This is a genomic window from Methylosinus sp. shoA, from assembly GCF_059718125.1.
Genome location: NZ_AP046091.1, coordinates 1,248,498 through 1,269,635, shown reverse-complemented (window position 1 = coordinate 1,269,635; position 21,138 = coordinate 1,248,498). Strand labels below are relative to the sequence as shown.

Genomic DNA, 21,138 nt, shown 5'->3' with positions numbered 1-21,138 from the left:
GCGCGCGAGACGTTTTCGCGCGCTGCTCGTGTTGCGCCCGCAGGAATGCCCCGATATTCGCGCGACCGGTTTCGTGTTATCGCTTCGCCATATCGGTTCGCTTTCTTCCGAGGCCGTTCATGCGATCCGCGATTCTCGCGCTCATCCTCTCCATCGCCGCGGCCGCCGGCGCGGCGGCGCAACCGGAGACCGACGCCGTCGAGCCGGCGGCGAAACCTCCCGGTTTCCGCCAATCTCCCGCCCATGCGGCGACCCCGACGCGGCGATGCCCGCCGGCCCGCCGCCGGGCCGCCTGCGCAGGGGCGAAAAATTCGGTCGCGGTCGGACGGGCGGTCGCCGTCGCCGCCCCGGTCACCGAGCCGATGCTGCCGCCGCTCGGCGGCCATGTCTGGCTGCACGAAGACCCGCCGCTCTTCGATCCGTACGAATCCGCCGGCCCCTGGTACAAGCCCTGGGTTCATGCGGGAACCAATGTCGTGCAATGGCGCTACGGCTTTCCCGGCGGCCATGTGGACTGGTTCAGGGGCCTCGGCTGGCGGCCGGGGTTCGGCTGGTATTGACCCCCGTCACTTCCTGCCACGGTCACATGCGTAGAAGCCGTGCGCGCCCCAGCACTCGCCCGTCTTGTAGACATTGCCGAAATCGCGGTCCTTGAGACGCGCGGTCCAGACGCGCCCCTGACGCTGGTCGATCGTCAGCGGACCCTCCTCGATCTCGAAGACGACGCTCGTTCCGCCGTCGCGCAGGATGCGGCAGCCGCGCGAGACGAGGACCTTGCCGTCGATCTTCACGAAGCAGCGCGCCTCATATTCGTCGAGCCCCGCCGAGGCCGGTTGCGCAGGAGCGCGGGCGGCGGGGCGCGGCGCCGCTGAAGTCGGCTCCGGGTCGGGAGGAGGCGCGGCCACGGGCGCAGCCGGGGCGGCGGCTATGGCGGGCGACGCCCCGGAGCCTGTCGCGAGCGGCGGCGCCGTGTCGAAGCTCGGCCGATCCTTTCCGGCGAATTCTCCCAGCGCAGAACCGGGGAAGCCGAGCTCTCCGGCGAACGCGCCGAAAGCGAGGCCGATCGCCGTCCCGGCCACGATCGCGCCGTGAGCGGCCGCGGCCGCTCCGCGCCGAGGTCCCTCCTGGCGATCGCCGCGAGCCGTCTTAGGTGAGACGTCGACGGTCCTGCGAAGGAGGGGCGAATGGCGGACGGAGACCGGCCCGCGCATATCATCGGCTATCGGCTGGGCTTCGAGGGCGAGATCGATTGGGAGCGCCCGACGGCCTTCCGGCTCGACGCGATCGAGCGCATCGAGCGGGCGGAGGACGGGAGGGCGCGCTTCACCTTCGGCAAGAGCGCGCTCGAGCCTGTCGTCTTCGTGACGATGAGCGCCTTCGAGGAAGTGATCGAGCGCTTGCGGGCTATCCACTGACCAAATCCCTGATGCGGGGATGAAAGAGCCGTTCCGGCGGAAGCGAAGCGTGGCGAGGGAAAAAGGCGCTTGTTCGGCGCGCACACGGCCGGCTCATGTCGCGATTACGTAAGAAGGGACGAGAAGAAGAGAGAAGATGGCAATGTGCGCGGCGTGTTCGGGACGATCGCCTGGCGGCAGAGCCTCGCTCTGCGGCCGACGCTGGCGCATCCGCTCTCGGAGGAGGCGGGGCGCATCGTCGCGGCGCTGGCGGCCGACGAGGAAGAGGACCGGAGATGATGCGAGAGAGCCTTTAGGCTCGCAATCCGGCTGCGCTCTAGACCGGAGCCGCCGGCTTGGCCAGCTGCGCGGCGCGGGTCGCCTGCTCGCGGCTCGGGACCATGACCCAGGCTTCGCCGTCCAGCACCACCTTGCCGTCGACGAGGCATTCGCAATGCAGCCGCGCTCTGCGGCCCTTCTCGATCAGCTCGACGATCTCGACCACCACATGGATCACGTCGCCGATCTTCACCGGAGCGCGGAAATTCAGCGTCTGCGACAGATAGACCGCGCCGGGGCCGGGGAGATACATGCCGATCACCGTGGAGATCAGCGAAGCCGTGTAGAGCCCGTGGACGATGCGCTCGCCGAAGCGCGTCTTGCTGGCGAAATGATCCGAGAGATGGATCGGATTGCGGTCGCCCGAGAGGTCGGCGAAGGCGATGACGTCGTCGTCCATCACCGCCTTCATCAAGGTCTCGCGCATCCCCAGGCTGAGGTCTTCGAAATAATAGGTCTTGAAGGGGGTCGACATCGTCGTTCACCGGCCGGGGTCGTCGCAGAAGGGGTTTCGCCGCGCTGCCCCTTCTACCACACCAGAATAGAAGTCATTGCAACCGGTTTGACATCGGCCCGTGCAAAAAGCTCGCCGAGCGCCGCGCGGTCGAGCCGGCCCTCGGCCCCGGGGAACAGCTCGTCGCGGTGCACGCCGTCCAGCAGGAACAGGCTGTCCAGCCCGGCGCGGGCGGCTCCGACGAGATCGGTCGCCACGCCGTCGCCGATGGCCAATATGCGGGAGCGGTCGACCGCGCCGCCGGCGAGGCGGGCGAGGCTTTCGGACGCGGCTTCATAAATCTCGGGATGCGGCTTGCCGGCCATCGCCACCTCGCCGCCCTGCACAGCATAGCGCTCGGCGAGGGCCCCGGCGCACCAGACCAGTTCTCCACCGACGCCGACGACGATATCGGGATTGGCGCAGAGCATGGTGAGGCCGCGCGCCTTCATGGCGGCGAGCGTCGACGCATAATCGTCGGGCGTTTCGCGCCGCTCGTCGACGAGCCCGGTGCAGACGACATAATCGGCCTCCTCCAGCGGAACGAGGCGCAGCTCCCCGTCCATGAGCCGCCGCGCCGCCTCGAACAGGCCGTTGTCGCGCGGCGGGCCGAGCTGAAAGCAGGCCTGGCCGCGGCGGGCAACCATGCCGAGCATGGTCAGCTCCCCCGCGCTCACGAGATCGTCATAGGCGGCGCGGGGGAGGCCCAGCCGGTCGAGCTGGCGGCGCACCTCGTCGTTCGGCCGCGAGGCGTTGGTGATCAGCACCACTTTTCCGCCTTCCGCGCGGTAACGCTCGAGCGCGGCGGCGGCGGCGGGAAAATGCGAGCGGCCGTCGATCAGCACGCCCCAGACGTCGCAGAAGATCGCGTCATAGCGCGGGGCGAGCTCGGCGAGGCCGGAAATCAGCGGAACCGACGCCTTATCGGAGAGAGCGCTCGTCAATCCTCGCGCCTCGTTTCAGATCCGCGGCTCGGCGAAGGCCGCCGCATGCGCCGCGGGCGCGACCTGCCGAAACTCGCCGGAGGCTTCGTCCAGCGCCAGAAGGCGCCCGTCCATCACCCCGAAATAGGCGCCGTGCAACTGCAGATAATGGCGCTCCTCGAGCGTGCGCACCATCGGAAAGCTGCGCAGATTGCGCAGGCCCTGCTTTATGGATTCGAAGGCCAGCCGCTCGACATAATCCGAGGCGAGCGGCTCGGGCATGGGGCCGGCCCGCTCGGCCGCAGGGGCGAGCAGTTTGATCCAGCTGCCGATGAAATCGCCGGGCGACAGGGGCCGCGTATAGGGATCGGCCCGGCTCTCGGCATAGGCGCGCACGCCGCCGCATCGGGCGTGGCCGAGCACGACCACATGCTGCACCTTCAGCGCCATCACCGCATATTCGAGCGCCGCCGAAGTGCCGTGATATTGATTGTCCGGCGCATAGGGCGGCACGAGATTGCCGACATTGCGGATCACGAACAATTCGCCCGGCCCGGCGTCGAAGATCGCCTCGGGCGCCACGCGCGAATCGCAGCAGCCGACGACCATGGTCTTCGGCTGCTGGCCCTGCTCCGCGAGCTCCAGAAATCTCTGCCGCTCGTCGCGGAAGCGCCCCGCGAGAAAGGTCTCGTAGCCTTCGGCGAGATGCCTCGGCAGAAGCTCCGCGGGAGGATCGCCGGCGCCGGTTTCGTCCATTCTCGATCCTGCCCTCGCGCCCGGCGCCGCCCGACGGCGATGGCGCGCCGGTCTCGGCTCCTTTATTGTGGAGCCGAACCGACGACGCAAGGGGAGAATGACGGCGCCATGATGTCACGATTGCGACGCAGCATGCTGGCCATGCCCGGATCCAACGCGCGCGCGTTGGAGAAGGGCAAGACGCTGGCGGCCGACGTGCTGATGTTCGAGCTCGAGGACGGCGTGGCGGAGAGCGCGAAGGACGCCGCGCGCGAGCAGGTCGTCGCCGCGGTGCGAGGGGGCGGCTACGGCGCGCGCGAGATCGTCGTGCGCGTCAATATTTTCGATTCGCCCTGGTATGCGGCCGATGTCGCCGCCGTGGCGCCGGCGGGTCCGGACGCCATCGTCATCCCCAAGGCGAACAGCCGCGACGATATTCTCCGCGCCGCGCGCGACATCGCTGCGGCCGGCGCGCCCGCCCATACGGCGCTGTTCGCGATGATCGAGACGCCGCGCGCGATCTTCGACATAGAGAAAATCGCCTCCGCCGCCGCCGAAGCGCCTATGGCCGCTCTGGTGCTCGGACCCAACGACATCGCCAAGTCGACGCGCGCGCGGCTGACGCCCGGCCGACCGGCGCTCATCGCCTGGCTCTCGTCCGCCGTGCTCGCCGCGCGTCTGCACGGCGTCGACATCATCGACGGCATCTACAATGATTTCAACGACGCCGAAGGGCTGCGCCGGGAGGCCGAGCAGGGCCGCGACCTCGGCATGGACGGCAAAATGCTGATCCATCCCTCGCAGATCGCGATCGTCAACGACGCATTCGCCCCCTCGCCGGCGGAAATCGCCTTCGCCCGCAAGATCGTCGAGATTTTCGACGCGCCCGAGAACGCCGCGATCGGCGTCGCCCAGATCGACGGACGCATGGTCGAGCGCCTGCATCTCGACGGCGCCCGCCGCACGCTGGCGCTCGCCGGAGCTTGATCCTCGATGCGAGCCTTCAGGCTCGCTTCAGCGCCGACCAGTGGCGCCCGACCGCGACACGAAGCTCTGGATGTTTCGCCTTCCGCCGGGCTCGTCTATAAAGAAGCGCGGCGAGGAGCTCTCCGAAATGGCGCAAGACGAGAAAGACCCCGAAACGCGAGATTCCGGAGCCGAGAATGCGACCGACGCCGACCGCCCGGCGGTCGAGCCCGCCGTTGCGGCCGAGGCGCAGTCCGCCGAGCAAGCAACTCCGGCGCCGCTCGATGAGCTCGAGGCCCCGCCGAAGGCTCCCATCGCGCCGCGCCGCAAGAACCGACTGATTATCACTTCGGCGGTGGCGATTCTCGGCCTCGCCGCGACCGCGGGCGCGATCGCGGCCTATCGTTTCCGCGACAAGCACGAGAAGCTCGCCGCCTTCGCCGCGCTCGTCGACGACTATTCCGCCCGGCCGGAAAAGCTCGTCGCCTCGCTGCGCGAGACGGGCGTCGAATGGCTCGGCGACGCAGCGCGCCCGACCAAGAAGCCGGCGCCCGAGCCGCCGCCGCAAGCCGAGGCCGAGAGCCCGTCGAAGACCGAAGCGGAGCCGAAACCTTCCGCCCCAGTCACGAATAATGACGAGCGAATCACTTGGTCCTCGCCGCCGGCGGCCCCTGTCGAGGCTCCCGCGCCGCCGCCGCGACCCGCGTTCGCCGAGCCGCCCGTGGTCGCCCAGGCCCCCGAGCCGCCGCCCAAAGCGGCCATTGCCGCGCCGCCCGAAGTCGACGCCGACGCCCGCGCCGGGGAAATCGAGGTTCTGACGAAGCGCGTCGACGAGCTGGAGCAGATCGCCCGCTCGGCCCTCGATCTCGCCGAGCAGGCGCGGGCCAAGCCGGCCGCCGGCGCTCCGGCTCCGAGCGGCCCGACGCCGGCGTTTCGCGATCTCAGCGACAATGTGAGCGGGCTCGAGGGCCGGATCGACGAGCTCGGCGACGAGCTGAAGGCGCTGCGCGAAAGGCTCGATTCGCCGAAGGACGAGACGCGCCTGCCGCGCGAGGCGATCGTGGAGCCGCCGCCGAAACCCGCGGAAACGGCGGCCGACGAGCCCAATCCCGCCGCCGTCGTCGTGATCGCTCACTCTCTGCACAAGGCGCTGGAGCGCGGCGCGCCCTTTTCGACGGAGCTCACGGCGCTGGCCGCGCAAGGCGCCGACAAGGACGCGCTGGAGAAGCTCGCGCCTTCGGCGGAGGCCGGCGCGCCGACGCTCCACTCGCTGAAGGCGTCCTTCCATCCGCTCGTCAAGCGGATGGAGGCGACCGCCGAGCATCACGTCGAGGAGTCGCTCTCGGATCGGCTGATCCACGGCGCCTCGAAGCTCGTCAAGATGCGGGCTCCGGGCGAGGCGGCGAAGATCGAGATCGCCGAGATCGCGGCCAAGATCGAAACGGCGCTCGATCGCGACGATCTCGACTCCGCGCTCGCCGCTTTCGCCGATCTGCCGGAGGAGGCGAGGACCGTCGCGCGCGATTTCGAGCAAGCGGCGCGGCGCCGGCTCGAGGCCGAGAGCGCCGCCGCATCCATTCTCTCGAGCGCGATCGGGGCGCTCGGCAGGACGAAGGGCAAGAGCTGAGGACCGCTAGATCATGCTTCTGCTGCTCATCTTTCTCACGGCGCTCGCCGCCGTGTCCATCGGCCTCCACTGGCTCCTCGAGCACCCCGGCTCCATCACGCTGGACTGGGGCGGCTATCACATCGAGACCTCCCTGGCCGTCGCGCTCGGCGGCGCCTTCGCGGCGCTGGCCGCGGCGATCGTCGCATGGGCGATCCTCGTGTCTTTCTATCAGGCGCCGACCCGCCTCGCGCGCAGCTCGCGGTCGAAGCGCCGCGAAAAGGGTTTCCAGGCGCTCTCGCGCGGCATCATCGCCGCCGGCGCCGGCCATGTCGGCGAAGCCAAGAAGGCGTCCCGCGAAGCCGAGAAACATCTCGCCAGGGAGCCTCTGACCTATCTGCTGAAGGCGCAGGTCGCCCAGCTCGAGGGCGACCGCGTCGGCGCGGAAACCGCGTTCCATGAAATGACGCTGCTCTCCGAGACGCGGCTGCTCGGATTGCGCGGCCTGCATATCGAGGCCAAGCGCCGCAACGACGCCGAGGCGGCGCATCTCTTCGCCGATCAGGCGCATCAGCTCGCGCCCGTGCCCTGGGCCGGCCATGCGCTGCTGGAGCACCATGGCTCCAACGCCAATTGGGAGGACGCGCGCATCGCCGTCGAGGCCAATCTCAAGGCCAAGGCGATCGACCTACCGACCGCCCAGCGTCTGCGGGCGGTGGTCGAGACGGCGCTCGCGATGGAGAAGCAGATCGATGCGCCGAGCGAGGCGCTGCATCTCGCCCGCCAGGCGGTTAAGCGGGCGCCCGATCTGGTGCCGGCGGTCGCGCTGATCGGCCGGCTGCTCGCACGTCATGGCGACAGCGTCAAGGCGCTGAAGCTGCTCGAGAAAGCCTATGCGGAACATCCGCATCCGGACATCGTAGCCGCTTATCTCGACGCCGCGCCGAGCGAATCCAACGCCGAGCGGCTCGCCCGCGTGAAGAAGCTCGCGCAGGCGGCGCCCAAGGCGCCCGAGAGCGGCGTCATCGTCGCACGGGCGGCGCTGGCGGCGCGCGACTTCGCCACGGCGCGCCGAGCGCTCGCGCCGCTCGTCGCCGAGGGCCAGACGCCGACCGCTCAGGTCTGCCTGCTGATGGCCGAGGTCGAGGACGCGGAGAACGGGCCGAGCGGGCCCGTGCGCGAATGGCTGGCGCGCGGCTCGCGCGCGCCGCGCGATCCGGCCTGGATCGCAGACGGCGTCATCTCGCGCAGTTGGCAGCCGGCCTCGCCGGTCACCGGCAAACTCGACGCTTTCGTCTGGACGACCCCGCCGGAGCCGATCCGCAGCGCCGCCGAAGACGCTCGCGCCGGCATTCCCGCCGCCTTTCTGACGCGGCAGGAGCGCCTGCTCGAGGCGGCCGAAATCGAAGCCGAGAGCGGCGCCGCGGAATAAATTCGGCGATCATCCTCTCATCCCGAGACGTATTTTCGCCTTTGGCGAAAAGCCTCGGGCCGAGTTGGCCGTGTTCATCGGTTGAAGGACGCTCAGCTCCGCCCGCGTCCAGGTCGACGGATCTGCACATAGAGCGCGCCCTCGCCGCCGTGATGCCGCGCCGCCTCGCCGAAGCCCACCACGAGCTCCCGCATCTGCGCTCCCTGCAGCCATAGCGGCACGAGCCGGCGCAGGACGCCGCCCTCCTCGCTGCGCGCGCCCTTGCCGGTGACGACGATCGCCATGCGCGCCCCGCTGGCCTGGGCGCGGCGAAGAAAGGCGACGAGCGCGCTCTGCGCCTCGGCCTGACGCAGCCCGTGCAGATCGAGCCGCGCCTCCACCTCGAGCGTTCCGCGCCGCAGCTTCGTCCGCGTGCGATGGTCGAGATCGGCGGGTGCAGGCGCCGGACGCGCCGGCGTCCGCTTCGCCGGCGCCGGCGAAGCGGACGCCGGCCTGTCCGCCGCGGCGCTCTTCGACGCCGCGTGCTCCGCGGCCGCGTCGGACGACGCCGCGCGGCGGCGCGATCGGCCGGGCGCCGGACGCACATCGGCCGTCACCTTGCGCCACAGTTCGACCTCTTCGGGCGTCAGAAAGCGCGCGCGGCCACGGCGGGGAGGGTCCTGGCGCGGCGGCTCGTTCATGGGCCGCCCTCCGCGGTCCTGGGCAGCAGCACGACGAAATCGGCAGAATGGCGCACGCGGCCGGCGCGCGCGCCGGCCTGTTCGCCCGAGCCGAAGAAGAGATCGGCGCGCGCCGCGCCGAGGATCGCTGAGCCGGTGTCCTGCGCGATCGTCAGACGCGAGAATTTCGCGTCCGGCAAAGCGGCCGAGATCCAGAAAGGCGTCCCATAGGGCCAGATCGAGCGGTCGATCGCAATGGAGCGCATGGGCTCGAGCGGAACGCCCGCGCCGCCGATGGGGCCGATTCGCCGCTGCGGCGATTCGTCGGCGCGAAAGAACACGAAGGAGCGGTTCTCCTGCATCAGAGCCGCGCCGGGCTCGCCCGGGCCGAGACCCATCGTGCGGATCGCCGTCTTCAGCGCATCGAGCGACATTGCCTCGGGCCGAACGATCCCGCGCTCGATCAGCAGCCGGCCGATCGATGTATAGGGGCGGCCGTTGCGCCCGTCATAGCTAACCGGCAGCTCGCTCCCGTCGGGAAAGCGCAACCGCCCCGAACCCTGCACCTGCAAGAGGAACAGCTCCACACGGTCGCGCAGAAAGGCGACGGGACGGAGCGTTGCCGCCTCCGGCCCGTCCTCCAGCGCGCGCCGATCTGGATAGGGCTCGAGGCCGCCGTTGGGCCGGCGGCGCGCGCTGGTCAGCGGCTCGCCATCCGCGCCGGCGATCGGCGATTCATTGAGCGTTACGAGATCGTCCGGCCGCGCCGGGACCGGCGTGCGGAAGTCCGCGTCGGGCGCGGCGCGCGCCGCGATCACCGGTTCATAATAAGCGGTGACGAAGCCATCCGCGCGGATCCCATGCGGACGAAAGCTCTGCTCGAAGAAACGTCGCGCCGCATCCCGGGAATGGGCCGCCGCATCCGCTACGAGCGCTTCGCGGGCGATGCGCAGCAACGCCGCGTCCGGAGCGACGCCCGGGCGCAAGGCATGCGCTCCGCCGACCAGCGCTTCCGCCGATCGGCGGAACGCGCCAAACGCCTCGCAGAGATCGTCCTGGGCGAAACCGACGAGCGCGTCGAAAGCGATCGGCTCGAGATCGACGGGCGGACCCACGCTCGGGTCCTAGTGGATGGTTTCGGTCGCGACCAGCTTCCAATTCGGGTCGCGCGAGGAAATGTCGCGCGCGAATGTCCACAGATCGGTGATCTCGATCGGCCGCTCGAGGTCGCCTTCGATCACCGTTCCGGCGCCGTCGCGGCGCGCAGAGATCAGTTTCACGACGAAGCGAAGGGTGATCTGCGCCCGGCTACGCTCGACCTGGGCGTCCTCGACGCTCGCCGTCTCGACCACCACCACCTTCGCTTCGGCCGTCTCGCCGCGCGACTCCCGCGCGGCGATCGCTCTGGCGAAGCTGTCGTAGACGTCATTGGAGAGAAGATTGCGCAACAGCTCGCGGTCGCCCTTGGCGAAGGCCTCCACCACGAGCTCATAGGCCTTCTTGGCGCCCTCGACGAAGTTCTGGGCGTCGAAAGAGCGATCCGCGGCGGCGATCGTGTCGAGACCCGACCAGCCCTTGCTTCCCGGCTCGGCGAGACCGTCCCAGCGGTTCTGGTTCGCCGGAGCGGGGGCAAAGTCCGCGCCGGGCGGCGGGGGAACGACCCCGATGCGTCGGCCGAAACCCGGAAAACGCCCGGCGGCGGAGTTCTCGCGATCGGTTCTGACGCCGAGAACCGACCATAATTTCCACACGACGAAAGCCGCGAGCGCAGCGAGAACGAGGATCGAGGGGTCGAAAGATTCATTGGCCGGCAAAGGGCGTCTCCCGGTCGGAAGGATTGTCGCGTATCATGTCGCAACCCAAATGTCACGAATCAACCCCTGCCGCGCATGCGCCGGAAATCTGCAGGGCGAAGCGATTTTCCTTTTCCTCGACGGGGGAAGGTCGAGCGCCGGAGGCGCTCGTGAGGACGGGCTCTCCGGATCCGGACGATCCGTCGAAATGGAGGACGATCTTGAACAAGTCGAAACTCCTCGCTTACGTCCTCGCGGCCTGGCTCGCCGTCGAGATTCTCGCCTTCGTCTTCGTGGTGCAGATGCTCGGCGTCATCGCTGCGATCGTGCTCGGCGTCGGCACGACCTTGATCGGACTCGCCGATGTGAAGCGGCTGTTCCTCTATGTGCGCCAGCGCCTCGCCCAGCCGCATGCGGAAGCGGGACGCGCCGGCAATCTGCTCGAGGGAGGCATAGAGGCGGTCGGCAGCCTTCTGCTGATCCTGCCCGGCTTCGCTTCCGATCTCGTCGGCCTCGCCCTGAAGGCGCCCTCGGTTCGCGCGCGCCTCGCCGACCGCATCCGCGGCAAGGTCGAAACGGCGAAGGGGCCGAAGACCATCGATCTCGCCCCCGGCGAATGGAAGGCGATCACCGAGGAAAAGCGGAAGCGCCGGGCGCCGGCGCGCCGCGCGCCGCCGGCCGGCGTCGCGTAGAGCCCGCGCCGATTCCCGTTGTCGCCCGCAGAGAGGCATGTTAGGCGGGCGGCTTGGCGAGGGACGATCCGGTTCGCGCCGTTCGGGAGCCGAAATCGGCAAGGAGCTCAACGATGACCGACACGAATGGAAGCGGCGCCGACCCCGGCCAGACGGAAGGGCCCGCACTCAATGTTCTCGTGCAATATGTGAAGGACCTCTCCTTCGAAAATCCCAATGCGCCGCGCGCTCTCGGCCCGCGCGAATCGGCGCCGAACATCGGAATTCAGGTCAATGTGAACGCCAAGCAGCTCGCCCCGACCGATTTCGAGGTCTCCGTGACGCTCGAGGCCTCGGCCGGCGAGGGCGCAGATCTGATGTTCAAATTCGAGCTCGACTATTGCGGCGTGTTCCGCCTGCTGAATATTCCGCAGGATCAGATTCATCCGATCGTGATGATCGAGTGCCCGCGTCTTCTGTTCCCCTTCCTGCGCCAGATCGTCGCCGATGCGACGCGCAACGGGGGCTATCCGCCGCTCTATATCGACCCGATCGATTTCCTGGCGCTCTATCAGCAACGCGCCGCGCAATTCGCGCAGCAGCAACCCCCCGCCAACGCCAATTGATCCGCGGCGGCGGGCCAGTCAGGCAGTGCGGGCGGCGAGAGCCGCTTCGACGGCCGGCGTGTCCGCCTCGGACGCCAGATAGCGGCGCCAGATCGGCTCCTTGCCGAGCCCGGCGACGAAGAGTTCATGCGCCGCCCTCTCCTCTGCGGAGAGCAGCGGCGCGAGCGGAGCAGGACGGCTGCGCATCAGTTCGGCGCCCAAGTCCTGCGTCGCCGCTGCGACGGCGGTCTGCAGCACGAGCGCCGATTGCCGCCCGCCCATCAGCTCCGCATACACTTCCGCGAGCAGGTAGGAATCGAGCAGAGCGCCGTGCTTGTCGCGGCGCGAGGCGTCGATCCCGTAGCGCTGGCACAGCGCGTCGAGCGAATTGGCGGCGCCGGGATGGCGGCGCCGCGCTATGGCGAGAGTATCGACGATGCGATCCGCCTCGATCGCCGGCAAGCCGAGAAGAGCAAGCTCGGCATTGACGAAACGCATGTCGAATTCGGCGTTGTGCGCGACGAGCTGCGCGTCGGCGACGAACGCCAGGAAAGACGACGCGATCTCGCGGAACTTCTTCTGCCCGGTCAGAAAGGCGGTCGAGAGCCCGTGCACGCGGAACGCCTCTTCGGGCATGTCGCGCTCGGGATCGAGATAGAAGTGAAAAGTGCGCCCGGTGGGGATGAGATTGGAAATCTCCACGGCGCCGATCTCGACGATGCGATGGCCCTTGGCCGGATCGAGGCCGGTCGTCTCCGTGTCGAAGACGATCTCGCGCATGAAAGACTCCTCGTCGAAAAAATCATCGCGCCTTCGCCTCGCGCGATTTCAGCTCGCTCAGAATTAGCCGAACCTGCTCGCGGGCGGAATCGGGTCCGCGATCGGTATGAACAATGAAATCGGCGCGGCGGCGCTTTTCCGCATCGGCCGTCTGCGCGGCGAGAATCGCCGCGAATTTTTCTTCCGTCATGCCGGGCCGCGCCAGCGCGCGCGCGCGCTGCTCGGCTTCGGACGCGGTGACGACGACTACGACGTCGACATCGGCGTCGCCGCCCGTCTCGAACAGCAGCGGAATATCGAAGACGACGAGCGAATCGCCTGCGCGCCGGCGCTCCTCGACGAAAGCCCTGCGCTTTTCCAGCACGAGAGGATGCACTGCCGCCTCGAGGCGGCGCAGCGCTCCCGGATCGCCGAGCACGCGCGCGGCGAGCTTTGTGCGATCGACGACGCCGTCGACCACCGTTCCCGGAAACAGAGCCTCTATGCGCGCAGCGTCGGGACCGCCGTAGATCTCGTGCACCGCCCGATCCGAATCATAGACCGGGACCCCCTCGGCGCGGAACATTTCGGCAGTGGTCGACTTGCCCATGCCGATCGACCCCGTGAGCCCGACGGTCAGCATGGCGCTCGTCCCGCGCCTCGCGCTCTCATGGGAGCAGCACGCCTTCCCGCCGCAGCGCATCGAGCAAGGGCGTCAGCGGCAGGCCGAGGATGGTCCAATGATCGCCTGCGACCTTCTCGAACAAGTGAATGCCGAGACCCTCGATCTGATAGGCGCCGGCGCTCGATGTGACGCGCTCGCCGACGATCCCGAGATAGGATTGCAGGAACGCCTCCGAAAAGGCGCGCATCGTGAGATCGGCATGGGCCACCGTCTCGAACAGCACGGCGCCGTCCCGCGCCAGAGCGACCGCCGAATGGAGCCGGTGCGTGCGCCCGGAGAGAAAACGCAGCTGATTGGCGGCGGAAGCCGTGTCGGCCGGCTTGCCGAAACGCCGCCCCTCGCAGCTCGCCACCTGATCGGCGCCGATGACCAGCGCGCCGGGGCAGCGAACGGAAACCGCGAGCGCCTTCTCCCGCGCGAGCCGCGCCGCGATTTCGTCCGGACCGCCGCCCGCGGCAGCCACTTGCGCTTCTATGGCGCGCTCGTCGACATCGGCGGGACAGACGAGGAATGGCGCTCCGACCTGCTGCAGGGCGAGACGCCGCGCGGCGCTCTGCGACGCGAGCACCAGCGGCGCCGCCCCACGCCAGAGAGGTTCGCCGGCCCCGATCGTCATTCACGCGCTCCTCGTCGCAAGCGATTCACAAGGCCGAGGCGCAGCCTGGCATTGCGGGGATAAGACACCGACTGCGGCGGCGGCCTGTGAACAGCTGCGCATAACGATCGCGGCCGATCAACAGACGAATTTGCGGGCCGCGCAAGCGGAAACGCGACGGTAAATAGAGAAATTCTTCATGACCAAGCCGCCATCCGCAGGGGAAACACCGCACATCATGCTGTAAATGATGGGGTTCACTGGACTTTCGCACAGGCGGGGAGAAACCGTCTACAGCCGCGTCCGAGTTACGGAAGGTGTGGACAAAAGGTTGACGGAAATTAACCTCCGTTACGAAAGGGTAAATAAAATCAAAAAAATCTCTTAAAGATTGAATTTTCTTTTTGTGTCGATTTGAGCTAGCTCCTCTTTCGGGACGCCGGACCCGGCCCGTCGGGTTCCCGAGAGGCGATCGGAGCAAAGCGACATGGGTGAGGAGAAGCCGCTCATCGCGGCGCTGCGCGGGAAGACGCTTCCGGTTCCACCGGTCTGGCTGATGCGTCAGGCGGGGCGCTATCTCCCGGAATATCGTGAGCTTCGCACGCGAGCCGGGAGCTTTCTCGACACCTGCTACAATCCTGAGATCGCGGCGCGCATCACGTTGCAGCCGATCGAGCGCTTCGGCTTCGACGCGGCGATCCTGTTCAGCGACATTCTCGTCGTTCCCGACGCGCTCGGCCAGAAAGTCTCGTTCGAATCGGGCACGGGACCGAAGCTCGAGCCGCTCGCCAGGCCCGAGGATCTGGATCGGCTCGCGCCGACGTTCGATCCCACTCGGCTCGCCCCGGTGTTCGAGACGATCGAACGAGTGAAGCGGGAACTGCCGGAGAAAGTCGCCTTCATCGGCTTTTGCGGCGCGCCCTGGACGGTGGCGAGCTATATGATCGCCGGCGAAGGCACGCCGGATCAGGGGCCGGCGCGTCTCTTCGCCTATCGCCATCCCGAAGCCTTCGCGCGGCTGATCGATCTTCTGGTCGAGGCCTCGGTCGTCTATCTCGCGCGCCAGATCGACGCCGGCGTCGAGGCGGTGCAGTTGTTCGATAGCTGGGCCGGCGTGCTGCCGCCCCAGGAGTTCGAGCGCTGGGTCGTGTCGCCCTTGCGACGGATCATCGCGCGGTTGAAGGAGCATCGGCCTTCGGCTCCGATCATCGCTTTCGTCCGCGGTGCAGGACCTCATCTCGGCGAGCTCGCGCAGAAGCTGGGCGCCGACGCGCTCGGGCTCGACACGTCCATCGCGCCGCAATGGGCGGCTCGGCATGTTCCGAACGATTTGGCCCTGCAGGGCAATCTCGACCCGCTCGCCCTCGTCGCCGGAGGGGAGGCGCTGGATCGGCAAACGGACGTGATCCTCGAAGCTCTCGCGGGACGGCCGCATATTTTCAATCTCGGCCATGGCGTGCTGCCGGAGACGCCGCTCGACCATGTCTCCCGTTTGATCCAACGCATCCGTAGCAGGGGGTAGTGTCATGTTTTTGTGGATCAAGGCGCTCCATGTCGTCGCCATCATCGCTTGGATGGCCGCGCTGCTCTATCTGCCGCGTCTCTTCGTCTATCACGCGGAGGTCGGGCCGGGCGTAGAGGCGGAGCTGTTCAAGAAGATGGAGAGGCGGCTGGCGCGCTACATCATGGCGCCGGCGATGGGCGTCGCCTGGCTCGCCGGACTCGCTTTGATTCATCTCGGCGATTTCCACGGAGCCGGCTGGTTGCACGCCAAGCTCGCTTTGGTCGTGCTGCTCACTGCGGCGCATTTTTATTTCGGCTATCTGACCCGCGTCTTCGCGCGCGACGGCAATGTGCGCCCGGCGGGTTTCTATCGAGCGATCAACGAGGTTCCGACCGTTCTGATGATCGGAATCGTGATCCTCGTGATCGTGAAGCCATTCTGATCCGTCCGGAGCTCGGCCACGCGGATCGATGTGCGTCAGAAGCCTTTGATCTTTCATGTTATTCACATATTCGTCATGCGGCGTTCTTCATTCGTGTTGCGTTCCCGGGCGAAACGGATTAATTGCTGAAGCGCTCACCTCAGGCAGATCGTCGTTCAGACGACAGCCGGAACACGACCGGCGCTCCGGGACTTTCCTTCCCGCCCTCATCTGCCGCGTCCCACAGCCTCACTCACCTGCCGTGAAAATTTCGTCGAGGATTGTCCCACATGGGGGAAATCAAGCTTCAGGACTTGAAGTCCAAGTCCGCTGCCGAGCTTCTCGCCTTCGCCGAGGAGCATGAAGTCGAGAACGCCTCGCTCATGCGGCGGCAGGAACTGCTGTTCGCCATTCTGAAGCAATTCGCCGGCCGCGACGTCGAGATTGTCGGCGAAGGCGTCGTCGAAGTGCTGCAGGACGGGTTCGGCTTTCTGCGCTCGCCGGACGCCAATTATCTCGCCGGGCCCGACGACATTTATGTCTCGCCTTCGCAGATCCGTCGCTTCGGCCTGCGCACCGGCGACACGGTCGAGGGCATGATCCGCAGCCCGAAGGAGGGCGAGCGCTATTTCGCGCTGCTCAAGGTCAATTCGATCAATTTCGAGGATCCGGAGAAAATCCGCCACAAGGTCCCCTTCGATAATCTCACGCCGCTCTATCCCGACGAGCGGCTGAAGCTCGAGATCGAGGATCCGACCCGCAAGGATTTGTCCGCCCGCGTCATCGATCTCGTCGCGCCGATCGGCAAGGGCCAGCGCGCGCTGGTCGTCGCGCCGCCGCGCACCGGCAAGACCGTGCTGCTGCAGAACATCGCGCAATCGATCACCACCAATCATCCGGAATGCTATCTGATCGTGCTGCTGATCGACGAGCGTCCAGAGGAGGTGACCGACATGCAGCGCTCTGTGCGCGGCGAAGTCGTGTCCTCGACCTTCGACGAGCCGGCGGTGCGCCATGTTCAGGTCGCCGAAATGGTGATCGAGAAGGCCAAGCGCCTCGTCGAGCACCGGCGCGACGTGGTGATCCTGCTCGACTCCATCACTCGCCTCGGCCGCGCCTACAATACGGTCGTTCCCTCTTCCGGCAAGGTGCTGACCGGCGGCGTCGACGCCAACGCCCTGCAGCGGCCGAAGCGCTTCTTCGGCGCCGCGCGCAACATCGAAGAGGGAGGCTCGCTGACCATCATCGCCACGGCGCTGATCGACACGGGCTCGCGCATGGACGAGGTGATCTTCGAAGAGTTCAAAGGCACCGGCAATTCGGAGATCATTCTCGACCGCAAGGTCTCCGACAAGCGCGTGTTCCCGGCGATCGACATCACTCGCTCCGGCACGCGCAAGGAGGAGTTGCTGGTGCCGTCGGATATCCTGAAGAAGATGTATGTGTTGCGCCGCATCCTCAATCCGATGGGCACGGTCGACGCCATCGAGTTTCTGCTCGGCAAGCTCCGCGAGACGCCGAAGGGCAACGCCGCTTTCTTCGAATCGATGAATACATGAGGGGCGCATAGCGGCGCGGAGCATTTTGCTCCGCCCCTGCAAGAGGTGCGTGAGCGTGCCGATCGTGTCCGACACGATCTTTGCCTTGGCTACAGGCGCAGGCCGCGCGGCGATCGCCGTAATTCGCCTGTCCGGGTCCGATGTTCTGCCTGCCGTGGAAGCGATCGGCGGGCTCGCGCCACGTCCGCGCGTAGCGCATTACACTCATTTTCGTGACCCGCGCTCCGGCGAGACCATCGACCAGGGGCTGATGTTGTTTTTTCCGGCCGAGCGATCGCCGACCGGAGAGGATTATGCCGAGTTGCAGATTCATGGCGGATGCGCCGTCATCGACGAAATATCCACTATTTTGGCCGACGCTTTCGGATTGCGGCCGGCGCAGCCGGGAGAATTCGCACGGCGCAGCTTCGCCAATGGCAAGATGGACCTGTCGCAGGTCGAAGGCCTCGCCGATCTCATCGATGCGGAGACGGCGTTCCAGCGGCGTCAGGCGCTGCAGGCCTTGGCCGGGGGATTGCGGCGGCGCGTCGAGGATTGGCGGAGCACGCTGATCCGCGCCTCTGCATTGGTCGAGGCAGAGCTGGATTTTTCCGACGAGGGCGATGTGCGCGATCCCGCGGAGACATTGCGTCCCCTGCTCGAGCCTCTGATTCGGGAGATGGAAGAGCATGCGCGACAGGCGCCGGCGGCGGAGCGGCTGCGCGAGGGTCTTCTGGTCCTGCTGCTCGGCCCGCCGAATTCCGGCAAATCGACTTTGCTGAATGCGCTGGCGCGGCGCGATGTGGCGATCGTTTCGGCTATTCCGGGCACGACTCGGGACATGATTGAAGTTCACCTGGATCTCGGCGGATTTCCGGTCACTCTGGTCGACACCGCAGGACTGCGCGAGACGGAAGATGAGATCGAGCGATTGGGCGTTGCGCGCACGCGGGCGCGGATCGGCGAGGCCGATCTCCTGCTCTGGCTCTCCGAAGGCGGGGCTGCGCCACCGGCCTGGGAGATCGCAGGAGGGGCGAATTGCGTCGTCGTGGCGACGAAATCGGATATTTGTGCGCCGGGCGCGGCGGATCTTGCTGTTTCGGCGAAGACGGGGCTTGGAATTGAGGCTCTGATCGCCGACATTCGGCGACGCGCCGAGCAGCGCCTCGGCGACGGGTCCAGCGCTCTGCTCACCCGCGAGCGACACAGGCGCCTGGCGCAGGAAGCGGCAGCCGGCCTTCGCGCGAGTCTCCAGGCAGGGAAGCCGCTCGAGATTGTCGCAGAGGATTTGCGTGGCGCATTGCGGGCGCTCGGCCGCATCGTCGGCGCGGTCGATGTGGAGGATGTGCTGGATGCCATCTTCGCCCAATTCTGCATCGGGAAGTAAGACGGGACTGTTTCACGTGAAACAGTCGGCCAGGGCATGTCATTGCGAGCGAAGCGAAGCAATTCAGAGCCACGGGGCGGGCTCTCGACCGCTTCGTCGACTCGCTCCTCGCAATAGAGGAAAATTCGGGATCAGTCGAACATGAACCGTTCATCCTATGACGTCATCGTGATCGGCGGCGGGCACGCCGGCTGCGAGGCTGCGGCCACCGCCGCCCGGCTCGGCGCGGCGACGGCGCTCGTCACCCAGTCGCGCGAGACCATCGGCGCCATGTCCTGCAATCCGGCGATCGGGGGATTGGGCAAGGGCCAGCTCGTCCGCGAGATCGACGCGCTCGACGGACTCATGGGCCGCGTCGCCGACGCCGCCGGCATTCAATTCCGCTTGCTCAATCGTTCCAAGGGCCCCGCCGTGCGCGGCCCGCGCGCCCAGGCGGACCGTAAGCTCTATCGCGCCGCCATGCAGGCGGCGATCGCCGCGATCCCGGGGCTCGACATCATCGAAGGCTCGGCGGAAGGGCTCGTCGTCGAGCACGGCCGGGCGTGCGGCGTCGACATCGGCGGCGCTATCCTGCGCGCCGGCGCCGTCGTGCTGACCACCGGCACATTCTTGAACGGCGTCATCCACATCGGGGAGACGAGAACTCCCGCGGGCCGGATGGGCGAGCGGCCGTCGATCGGCCTCGCCGAAGATTTGCGCCGAATCGGTTTTACGACGCGCCGCTTGAAGACCGGCACGCCGCCACGGCTCGACGGCAAGACCATCGCCTGGGAGCGGCTGGAGCGGCAGGCCGGCGACGAGACGCCGGAGCCTTTCTCCTTTCTCACACGAAAAATCGTCAATCCGCAGATCGACTGCCACATCACCCGCACCAATGCTGCGGCGCATCGGGTCATTCTCGACAATCTCGATCGCTCGCCTCTGCGCAACGGCGCGATTTCCGGCCCCGGTCCGCGCTATTGCCCCTCGATCGAAGATAAGGTGACGCGTTTCGGCGATCGCGAGGCCCATCAGATTTTTCTGGAGCCCGAAGGGCTGGACGACGACACGGTCTATCCGAATGGAATTTCCACCTCTCTGCCGGAAGAGGTTCAGCACCGCTTCATTCACGGCATAGAGGGGTTGGAGCAGGCGCGCATTTTGCGGCCCGGCTATGCGATCGAATATGATTTCGTCGATCCGCGCGAGCTCGGCGCCAGCCTCGAGACGAAGAAGATCGAGGGCCTGTTCTTCGCCGGCCAGATCAATGGCACGACCGGCTATGAAGAGGCGGCGGCGCAAGGGATCGTCGCCGGGCTGAACGCCGCCGCGCGCGTCGCCGGCCGCGCGCCGATCATCTTCGATCGCGCCGAGGCCTATCTCGGCGTGATGATCGACGACCTCGTCACGCGTGGGGTCAGCGAGCCCTATCGCATGTTCACCTCGCGGGCCGAATATCGCCTGTCGCTGCGCGCCGATAATGCGGACGAGCGGCTGACCACGCGAGGTCTCGCTTTCGGCTGTGTCGGCGCCGCGCGCGCCGCCGTCTTCGCGGATCGGATCGGCCGGCTCGAGCGCGCAAGGGCCTTGCTGAACGAGTTGACGCTCACGTCGGCGTCGGCGGCCCGGCGGGGCCTGCCGATCAACCAGGACGGTCAGCGGCGCAGCGCCTTTGTGCTTCTCTCTCATCCCGATATTGATCTCGCGCGTCTCTGCGACATCTGGCCCGAGCTCCGTTCGATCGACCCCGAGACGGCGGCGCGGGTCGAGATCGACGCGCGTTACGCCGTCTATCTCGAGCGGCAGACCTCCGATATCGACGCCTATCGCCGCGACGAGCAATTGAGGCTACCGGCGACGCTCGATTATTGCCAGATCGGCGGTTTGTCGGCGGAGCTGCAGGCCAAGCTCGCCTTCCTGCGGCCACGTACGCTCGGGCAGGCGCAGCGGATCGAAGGGATCACGCCGGCGGCGCTCACTCTGCTCGCGACGCGGGCACGACGGGAATGACGATGGGTCGCGACGCCGCCCGCGATCGCGACGAGGCGCTGGCTCTCGCGCCGGCATTGCGCACTCATATTCGCGAATTCGAGACCTATGACGCTTTGCTGCGCAAATGGCAGAAATCCACCAATCTCGTCGCGGCGGGAACGCTTTCCAAAATATGGACCCGCCATTTCGCCGATTCGGCGCAAATCCTCGAATCCTTCCCGAACATCGAGACGTGGGCCGATCTCGGCTCCGGCGCGGGCTTTCCCGGAATGGTCCTGGCGATCTGTCTGAAAGACCGGCCCGGGGCGCGGGTTCATCTGATCGAGAGCGACCAACGCAAGGTCTCCTTCCTGCGCGCCGTTTCACGTGAAACAGGGGCGCCGGCGGAAGTGCATCTCGGGCGAATCGAATCGGTGTTGCCCTCGCTCGAGGGCCGCGTGGCCGCCGTCACTGCCCGCGCGCTGGCCCCGCTGTCGCAACTCGTCGACTGGTCGCGCGAACTCTTGTTGAAAAACACCGTCGGCGTGTTTCCGAAAGGCGAAGATTGGGCCGCCGAATTGACCGACTCGAACGTCGCAGATAGTTTCCAAGTCAGAACATTTGCGAGCCGCACGCATTCGTCCGGACGCATCATCGCCATTGCGCGGGATTTTGGAGCCTGA

At 67.2% G+C, this 21,138-nt stretch carries 24 protein-coding genes; 14 read left to right on the top strand and 10 right to left on the bottom strand.

What is annotated here, in order from left to right; genetic code table 11:
• Positions 1-119: 119 nt before the first annotated feature.
• Entirely contained in the window at positions 120-560 is a 441-nt protein-coding gene (locus AC6IW9_RS05765; RefSeq protein ID WP_497770075.1) for a hypothetical protein, read from the top strand.
• Between the two features lie 6 nt (positions 561-566).
• Here AC6IW9_RS05765 and AC6IW9_RS05760 read toward each other — a convergent pair whose 3' ends face one another.
• Positions 567-1,079: a hypothetical protein gene (locus tag AC6IW9_RS05760; RefSeq protein WP_497770072.1), complete on the bottom strand. Its 513-nt coding sequence runs from the start codon at positions 1,077-1,079 to the stop codon at positions 567-569.
• 105 nt (positions 1,080-1,184) lie between these two features.
• On the opposite strand from AC6IW9_RS05760, the gene AC6IW9_RS05755 reads away from it, so the two are divergent.
• Positions 1,185-1,415: a hypothetical protein gene (locus AC6IW9_RS05755; RefSeq protein ID WP_497770070.1), complete on the top strand. Its 231-nt coding sequence runs from the start codon at positions 1,185-1,187 to the stop codon at positions 1,413-1,415.
• A 69-nt stretch (positions 1,416-1,484) separates the two neighbouring features.
• Entirely contained in the window at positions 1,485-1,694 is a 210-nt protein-coding gene (locus tag AC6IW9_RS05750; RefSeq protein ID WP_497770067.1) for a hypothetical protein, read from the top strand.
• A 37-nt stretch (positions 1,695-1,731) separates the two neighbouring features.
• Here AC6IW9_RS05750 and AC6IW9_RS05745 read toward each other — a convergent pair whose 3' ends face one another.
• The 3 genes from AC6IW9_RS05745 to AC6IW9_RS05735 are packed head-to-tail and all read right to left on the bottom strand — an operon-like array spanning position 1,732 to position 3,905.
• Positions 1,732-2,208, bottom strand: coding sequence for a MaoC family dehydratase (locus tag AC6IW9_RS05745; RefSeq protein ID WP_003609203.1), 477 nt, complete (start codon positions 2,206-2,208; stop codon positions 1,732-1,734).
• Positions 2,209-2,261: 53 nt separating this feature from the next.
• Positions 2,262-3,170 (bottom strand): TIGR01459 family HAD-type hydrolase, encoded by a 909-nt coding sequence (locus tag AC6IW9_RS05740; protein ID WP_497770063.1) that lies wholly within the window; start codon positions 3,168-3,170, stop codon positions 2,262-2,264.
• Between the two features lie 15 nt (positions 3,171-3,185).
• Complete coding sequence (locus AC6IW9_RS05735) at positions 3,186-3,905, bottom strand: carbonic anhydrase (RefSeq protein ID WP_497770061.1); 720 nt, start codon at positions 3,903-3,905, stop codon at positions 3,186-3,188.
• Between the two features lie 108 nt (positions 3,906-4,013).
• On the opposite strand from AC6IW9_RS05735, the gene AC6IW9_RS05730 reads away from it, so the two are divergent.
• The 3 genes from AC6IW9_RS05730 to AC6IW9_RS05720 all read left to right on the top strand — a co-directional run bounded on the left by AC6IW9_RS05730 (position 4,014) and on the right by AC6IW9_RS05720 (position 7,888).
• Entirely contained in the window at positions 4,014-4,871 is an 858-nt protein-coding gene (locus tag AC6IW9_RS05730; protein ID WP_497770058.1) for an HpcH/HpaI aldolase/citrate lyase family protein, read from the top strand.
• Positions 4,872-4,941: 70 nt separating this feature from the next.
• Positions 4,942-6,477 (top strand): COG4223 family protein, encoded by a 1,536-nt coding sequence (locus AC6IW9_RS05725; RefSeq protein WP_497770054.1) that lies wholly within the window; start codon positions 4,942-4,944, stop codon positions 6,475-6,477.
• A gap of 13 nt (positions 6,478-6,490) precedes the next feature.
• Entirely contained in the window at positions 6,491-7,888 is a 1,398-nt protein-coding gene (locus AC6IW9_RS05720) for a heme biosynthesis protein HemY (protein ID WP_497770051.1), read from the top strand.
• A 92-nt stretch (positions 7,889-7,980) separates the two neighbouring features.
• On the opposite strand, the gene AC6IW9_RS05715 is transcribed toward AC6IW9_RS05720, so the two are convergent.
• The 3 genes from AC6IW9_RS05715 to AC6IW9_RS05705 are packed head-to-tail and all read right to left on the bottom strand — an operon-like array spanning position 7,981 to position 10,361.
• The gene (locus tag AC6IW9_RS05715; protein WP_497770048.1) at positions 7,981-8,568 is read right to left on the bottom strand and encodes a Smr/MutS family protein; all 588 of its coding nucleotides are present in this window, start codon (positions 8,566-8,568) and stop codon (positions 7,981-7,983) included.
• On the bottom strand, positions 8,565-9,662 hold the full coding sequence (gene mltA / locus AC6IW9_RS05710) for a murein transglycosylase A (protein WP_497770045.1): 1,098 nt from the start codon (positions 9,660-9,662) through the stop codon (positions 8,565-8,567). The genes AC6IW9_RS05715 and mltA overlap by 4 nt, the downstream gene beginning before the upstream one ends.
• Before the next feature lie 9 nt (positions 9,663-9,671).
• Entirely contained in the window at positions 9,672-10,361 is a 690-nt protein-coding gene (locus AC6IW9_RS05705) for a Tim44/TimA family putative adaptor protein (RefSeq protein WP_497770042.1), read from the bottom strand.
• 200 nt (positions 10,362-10,561) lie between these two features.
• On the opposite strand from AC6IW9_RS05705, the gene AC6IW9_RS05700 reads away from it, so the two are divergent.
• The gene (locus AC6IW9_RS05700) at positions 10,562-11,032 is read left to right on the top strand and encodes an FxsA family protein (protein ID WP_497770039.1); all 471 of its coding nucleotides are present in this window, start codon (positions 10,562-10,564) and stop codon (positions 11,030-11,032) included.
• Positions 11,033-11,145: 113 nt separating this feature from the next.
• On the top strand, positions 11,146-11,637 hold the full coding sequence (secB, locus tag AC6IW9_RS05695) for a protein-export chaperone SecB (protein WP_497770036.1): 492 nt from the start codon (positions 11,146-11,148) through the stop codon (positions 11,635-11,637).
• A gap of 18 nt (positions 11,638-11,655) precedes the next feature.
• Here secB and dnaQ read toward each other — a convergent pair whose 3' ends face one another.
• The 3 genes from dnaQ to AC6IW9_RS05680 are packed head-to-tail and all read right to left on the bottom strand — an operon-like array spanning position 11,656 to position 13,676.
• Entirely contained in the window at positions 11,656-12,396 is a 741-nt protein-coding gene (gene dnaQ, locus AC6IW9_RS05690) for a DNA polymerase III subunit epsilon (protein WP_497770033.1), read from the bottom strand.
• 22 nt (positions 12,397-12,418) lie between these two features.
• Positions 12,419-13,018: a dephospho-CoA kinase gene (gene coaE, locus AC6IW9_RS05685; RefSeq protein WP_497770031.1), complete on the bottom strand. Its 600-nt coding sequence runs from the start codon at positions 13,016-13,018 to the stop codon at positions 12,419-12,421.
• A 25-nt stretch (positions 13,019-13,043) separates the two neighbouring features.
• Positions 13,044-13,676 carry a Maf family protein gene (locus tag AC6IW9_RS05680; RefSeq protein ID WP_497770028.1) on the bottom strand — a complete coding sequence of 211 codons (633 nt, stop codon included), beginning with the start codon at positions 13,674-13,676 and terminating at the stop codon, positions 13,044-13,046.
• A gap of 466 nt (positions 13,677-14,142) precedes the next feature.
• Between AC6IW9_RS05680 and hemE the strand changes: the two genes are divergently transcribed.
• The 6 genes from hemE to rsmG all read left to right on the top strand — a co-directional run bounded on the left by hemE (position 14,143) and on the right by rsmG (position 21,138).
• On the top strand, positions 14,143-15,177 hold the full coding sequence (gene hemE / locus AC6IW9_RS05675) for a uroporphyrinogen decarboxylase (protein WP_497770025.1): 1,035 nt from the start codon (positions 14,143-14,145) through the stop codon (positions 15,175-15,177).
• A 4-nt stretch (positions 15,178-15,181) separates the two neighbouring features.
• Positions 15,182-15,601 carry a protoporphyrinogen oxidase HemJ gene (gene hemJ / locus AC6IW9_RS05670; RefSeq protein ID WP_497770020.1) on the top strand — a complete coding sequence of 140 codons (420 nt, stop codon included), beginning with the start codon at positions 15,182-15,184 and terminating at the stop codon, positions 15,599-15,601.
• Positions 15,602-15,870: 269 nt separating this feature from the next.
• Positions 15,871-17,139 carry a transcription termination factor Rho gene (gene rho, locus AC6IW9_RS05665; RefSeq protein WP_497770017.1) on the top strand — a complete coding sequence of 423 codons (1,269 nt, stop codon included), beginning with the start codon at positions 15,871-15,873 and terminating at the stop codon, positions 17,137-17,139.
• 61 nt (positions 17,140-17,200) lie between these two features.
• Positions 17,201-18,505 carry a tRNA uridine-5-carboxymethylaminomethyl(34) synthesis GTPase MnmE gene (mnmE, locus tag AC6IW9_RS05660; protein WP_497772450.1) on the top strand — a complete coding sequence of 435 codons (1,305 nt, stop codon included), beginning with the start codon at positions 17,201-17,203 and terminating at the stop codon, positions 18,503-18,505.
• Between the two features lie 141 nt (positions 18,506-18,646).
• Entirely contained in the window at positions 18,647-20,494 is a 1,848-nt protein-coding gene (gene mnmG / locus AC6IW9_RS05655) for a tRNA uridine-5-carboxymethylaminomethyl(34) synthesis enzyme MnmG (RefSeq protein ID WP_497770014.1), read from the top strand.
• Positions 20,491-21,138 carry a 16S rRNA (guanine(527)-N(7))-methyltransferase RsmG gene (rsmG, locus tag AC6IW9_RS05650; protein ID WP_497770010.1) on the top strand — a complete coding sequence of 216 codons (648 nt, stop codon included), beginning with the start codon at positions 20,491-20,493 and terminating at the stop codon, positions 21,136-21,138. Before mnmG ends, rsmG begins: the two co-directional genes overlap by 4 nt.

Coding starts and splice junctions, on each gene's coding strand:
- AC6IW9_RS05745 (WP_003609203.1), bottom strand. CDS start 2,208: ATGTCGACCCCCTTCAAGACCTATTATTTCGAAGACCTCAGCCTGGGG.
- rho (WP_497770017.1), top strand. CDS start 15,871: ATGGGGGAAATCAAGCTTCAGGACTTGAAGTCCAAGTCCGCTGCCGAG.
- AC6IW9_RS05755 (WP_497770070.1), top strand. CDS start 1,185: ATGGCGGACGGAGACCGGCCCGCGCATATCATCGGCTATCGGCTGGGC.
- secB (WP_497770036.1), top strand. CDS start 11,146: ATGACCGACACGAATGGAAGCGGCGCCGACCCCGGCCAGACGGAAGGG.
- AC6IW9_RS05730 (WP_497770058.1), top strand. CDS start 4,014: ATGATGTCACGATTGCGACGCAGCATGCTGGCCATGCCCGGATCCAAC.
- AC6IW9_RS05680 (WP_497770028.1), bottom strand. CDS start 13,676: ATGACGATCGGGGCCGGCGAACCTCTCTGGCGTGGGGCGGCGCCGCTG.
- coaE (WP_497770031.1), bottom strand. CDS start 13,018: ATGCTGACCGTCGGGCTCACGGGGTCGATCGGCATGGGCAAGTCGACC.
- hemE (WP_497770025.1), top strand. CDS start 14,143: ATGGGTGAGGAGAAGCCGCTCATCGCGGCGCTGCGCGGGAAGACGCTT.
- AC6IW9_RS05735 (WP_497770061.1), bottom strand. CDS start 3,905: ATGGACGAAACCGGCGCCGGCGATCCTCCCGCGGAGCTTCTGCCGAGG.
- rsmG (WP_497770010.1), top strand. CDS start 20,491: ATGACGATGGGTCGCGACGCCGCCCGCGATCGCGACGAGGCGCTGGCT.
- AC6IW9_RS05725 (WP_497770054.1), top strand. CDS start 4,942: ATGTTTCGCCTTCCGCCGGGCTCGTCTATAAAGAAGCGCGGCGAGGAG.
- hemJ (WP_497770020.1), top strand. CDS start 15,182: ATGTTTTTGTGGATCAAGGCGCTCCATGTCGTCGCCATCATCGCTTGG.
- dnaQ (WP_497770033.1), bottom strand. CDS start 12,396: ATGCGCGAGATCGTCTTCGACACGGAGACGACCGGCCTCGATCCGGCC.
- AC6IW9_RS05720 (WP_497770051.1), top strand. CDS start 6,491: ATGCTTCTGCTGCTCATCTTTCTCACGGCGCTCGCCGCCGTGTCCATC.
- mnmG (WP_497770014.1), top strand. CDS start 18,647: ATGAACCGTTCATCCTATGACGTCATCGTGATCGGCGGCGGGCACGCC.
- AC6IW9_RS05715 (WP_497770048.1), bottom strand. CDS start 8,568: ATGAACGAGCCGCCGCGCCAGGACCCTCCCCGCCGTGGCCGCGCGCGC.
- AC6IW9_RS05765 (WP_497770075.1), top strand. CDS start 120: ATGCGATCCGCGATTCTCGCGCTCATCCTCTCCATCGCCGCGGCCGCC.